This is a genomic window from Aestuariivirga sp. (assembly GCF_046093005.1).
Classification (GTDB): Bacteria; Pseudomonadota; Alphaproteobacteria; order Rhizobiales; family Aestuariivirgaceae; genus Aestuariivirga.
Map to the genome: position 1 here is coordinate 1 of NZ_JBJTER010000099.1, position 3,359 is coordinate 3,359.

At 64.5% G+C, this 3,359-nt stretch carries 3 protein-coding genes; all 3 read left to right on the forward strand.

The features are described 5' to 3' along the window. Positions 1-13: 13 nt before the first annotated feature. Positions 14-976, forward strand: a complete 963-nt coding sequence (mepA, locus tag ACKOED_RS08815; RefSeq protein WP_408916229.1) for a penicillin-insensitive murein endopeptidase — start codon at positions 14-16, stop codon at positions 974-976. Positions 977-1,018: 42 nt separating this feature from the next. After that, positions 1,019-2,905 carry a potassium transporter Kup gene (locus ACKOED_RS08820; protein ID WP_408916227.1) on the forward strand — a complete coding sequence of 629 codons (1,887 nt, stop codon included), beginning with the start codon at positions 1,019-1,021 and terminating at the stop codon, positions 2,903-2,905. A gap of 21 nt (positions 2,906-2,926) precedes the next feature. After that, positions 2,927-3,359 (forward strand): PHP domain-containing protein (locus tag ACKOED_RS08825; protein ID WP_408916228.1); only part of this gene is annotated, 433 nt, incomplete at its 3' end.

Sequence of the window (3,359 nt, forward strand, 5' to 3'; positions counted from 1 at the left end):
GGTTCCGCAAGAAATGACGGCGGGCGTGATTCGCCGGGCCCTGCTCGTCATCGCCCTGCTCGCCGGTCCGGCGGGGCTCGTGGTGGCGCAGGAGCAATCGCTCAAGGACACGCAGGCGCTGGCCGCCATGAGCGACAAGCAGCTGATGAAGCTTCCCGCCAAGAAGGTGTTCAGCGCGCAGGATACGCCGACCAGGAGCCTGCGGGCCCGCTCGATCGGCTCCTACGCGCGGGGCTGCATGGCGGGTGGCGTGGCCTTGCCGGTCGACGGGCCAGCCTGGCAGGTGATCCGGCTGTCACGCAACCGTTACTGGGGCCAGCCACAACTCGTCGAGCTGATCGAGAAACTGGCGCTTGAATCCAAACAACAGGACGGCTGGAACGGCTTGCTCGTGGGCGACATCTCGCAACCGCGCGGTGGACCCATGCCATCCGGCCATGCCAGCCATCAGGTCGGCCTTGACGTGGATATCTGGCTGAGGCCCATGCCTGACCGCAAGTTGAGCAAGCAGGAGCTTGAGAACGTGAAGCCCACCCTGGTGGTGAAGGACCGCAAGCGCATCGATCCGGACGTGTGGACGGAAGCTCATGCCAGGCTGATCAAGCGCGCCGCTTCCTATCCGGACGTGGCACGGATTTTCGTGCATCCGCCGATCAAGGCGGAGCTGTGCAAATGGGCCAAGGGTGACCGATCGTGGCTCGCCAAGGTGCGGCCCTATTATGGGCACAACTACCACTTCCACATCCGCATGCGCTGCCCGGCGGGTGACAAGGCGTGCAAGAACCAGCCTGAACCCAGCCCCAAGGACGGCACCGGCTGCGGCGAGGAACTCGCCTACTGGCTTGGCAACGCGCCGTGGAAGCGGATCGAGCAGCCGCCCCCCGCCAAGAAGCCGGACAAGCCTGTCAAGCCCCCGCCGCCCTTGACTCTGGCATCGCTTCCTGCTGAATGCCGCGCCGTCGTGACGGCCGAATAGCCGCCGTGGATTAACAGGGAGCAGCGCCGCGGGCGCCAATCCATGCACCCCCCTTCCGATGCGCCGCATGGCGCCTCCAAGAATACGCTGAAGCTTGCCTTCGCCTCGGTCGGCGTGGTGTTTGGCGATATCGGCACGAGCCCGCTTTACGCGATGCGCGAGGCGCTGCACCCGGTCGTGGAAAGCGGCGGCGATCTGCGCGCCGCGGTCATCGGGGTCGCCTCGCTGCTGATCTGGGCGCTGATCCTGATCGTGACCCTAAAATACGTCGTGTTCCTGATGCGTGCCGACAACCGCGGCGAGGGCGGCATTCTGTCTCTGGTCGTGCTGGTCGAGACACTGCTCAAGCGCAAGGGCGGCTTCGTGCTGTTTCTCGGCATCATCGGCGCCGCTTTCTTCTTTGGCGACGCGATGATCACCCCCGCCATGTCGGTGCTTTCGGCGGTGGAGGGGCTCAAGGTCGTGAATGAGGGCTTCGCTCCCTATGTGGTGCCGCTCACCCTGTGCATTCTAATCACGCTGTTTGTGTTCCAGTACAAAGGCACCGCCGGCGTTGCCTCGCTGTTCGCGCCGGTCACCTTTGTATGGTTCGCAACACTTGGTGTCATGGGCCTTTTCCACATCTGGGATGATCTTGGCATTCTCAGCGCCGTCAATCCCGCGCATGGGCTGTCGATGCTGATCGAACGTCCCGGCCTGGCGCTGCTGGTGTTCGGCGGCGTCTTCCTGGCGGTCACCGGTGGCGAGGCGCTCTATGCCGATATGGGCCATTTCGGCGCCAGGCCGATCCGTATCGCCTGGCTCTGCGTGGTGTTTCCCGGCCTGATCCTCAACTACCTCGGCCAGGGCGCCTTCATCATCTCTCACCCCGAGTCGGTGTCGAACCCATTCTTTCTGATGGTCGAGGGCTGGCTGGTCATTCCGCTGGTGCTGCTCGCCACCGCCGTCACGGTGATTGCCTCTCAGGCGGTGATTACCGGGGCGTTTTCGATTGCGCAGCAGGCGATCCTGCTGGGGCTGTTCCCGCGCATGGGCATCACCCACACCAGCGAGACGGAGCTGGGCCAGATCTATGTCGGCCAGATCAACTGGCTCCTTCTCGTTGGCGTCATCATCCTCGTCCTCGTGTTCCAGTCCTCCAGCAATCTGGCGTCAGCCTATGGCATCGCGGTCAACACCGCGATGATCGTCGACACCGTCCTGGCCATCATCTTCTTCTGGACATCGCGCAACCTGCCGCGCCTCATCGTCATTCCGGCGCTGGTGCTGATTTTCGTCATCGAAGCAACCTTCCTTACCGCCAATGGACTGAAGCTGGACGACGGCGGCTACATGCCCGTCCTGCTGGGCTCCAGCATCATTCTTCTCATGGTCACCTGGATGCGCGGGCGCCGGGCGCTGGCCGACAAGCTGAAGAAAGAGTCGGTCGAACTGGTGCCGCTGCTCGAAAGCCTGGAGCGCCGCCAGCCGACCCGGGTGGCCGGGGCCGCCGTGTTCCTGCAGACGGACCCGCTCTTTGCGCCCAGCGCGCTCATGCACAATCTCAAGCACAACCGCGTGCTGCATGACCGGCTGGTGTTCATCTCCGCGGAAACGACGAGCGAGCCGCGAATCGAAACCGAAGAGCGGGTGTCAGTGAAGCGGCTGCCGCTCGGCGCCTGGCTGGTGGAAGCCCGCTTCGGCTACATGGAGCAGCCGGACTTGCCCAAGGCCTTGCGCGCCTGCGCGCCCTTCGGCCTTGAGATCGACCCGCGCCAGGCCTCCTATTTCCTCGGCCGCCGCGTGATCCGCATGTCGGCGCGCTCGGCACTCCCCTACTGGCAGCAGCGTCTGTTCATCATGATGACCAACCAGTCGTCTCGCGCCATCGAGTTCTTCCGCATCCCGCCGGACCGGGTCGTCGAACTCGGCATGCAGATGAGCATTTGAGCTTCAAGGAAATCGATCATCATGGCCCTGCTCGCACCCTTTGCCGCCCCCGGACGTTTCTGGCGCGGCAACCTGCACACTCATTCCAACCTTTCGGATGGCGCGCTCGAACCCGCCGCGGTGGTCGAGGCCTACAAGAACGCCGGCTATGACTTCATGCAGCTCTCGGAGCACTTCATCGATCATTTCGATTACCCAATCGCCGATACGCGCGGCTTCCGCTCCAACAATTTCACCACGCTGCTCGGCGCCGAGCTGCACGCGCCCGAGACCGCGGTGGGCGAGCTCTGGCACATCGTGGCCGCCGGACTGCCGCTCGACTTCAGGCGCAACCTCGAGGGCGAGACCGGTGCGGCGATCGCGCGGCGCGCGCGCGAGGCCGGCGCGTTCATCGGCATCGCGCACCCGGCATGGTCGATGGCCACCACCCGGAACCATTCGCTCTTCCGCCGCA

Excerpts from the sequence above, each read along its gene's own strand:
- mepA (WP_408916229.1), top strand. The coding sequence starts at position 14 with ATGACGGCGGGCGTGATTCGCCGGGCCCTGCTCGTCATCGCCCTGCTC.
- ACKOED_RS08820 (WP_408916227.1), top strand. The coding sequence starts at position 1,019 with ATGCACCCCCCTTCCGATGCGCCGCATGGCGCCTCCAAGAATACGCTG.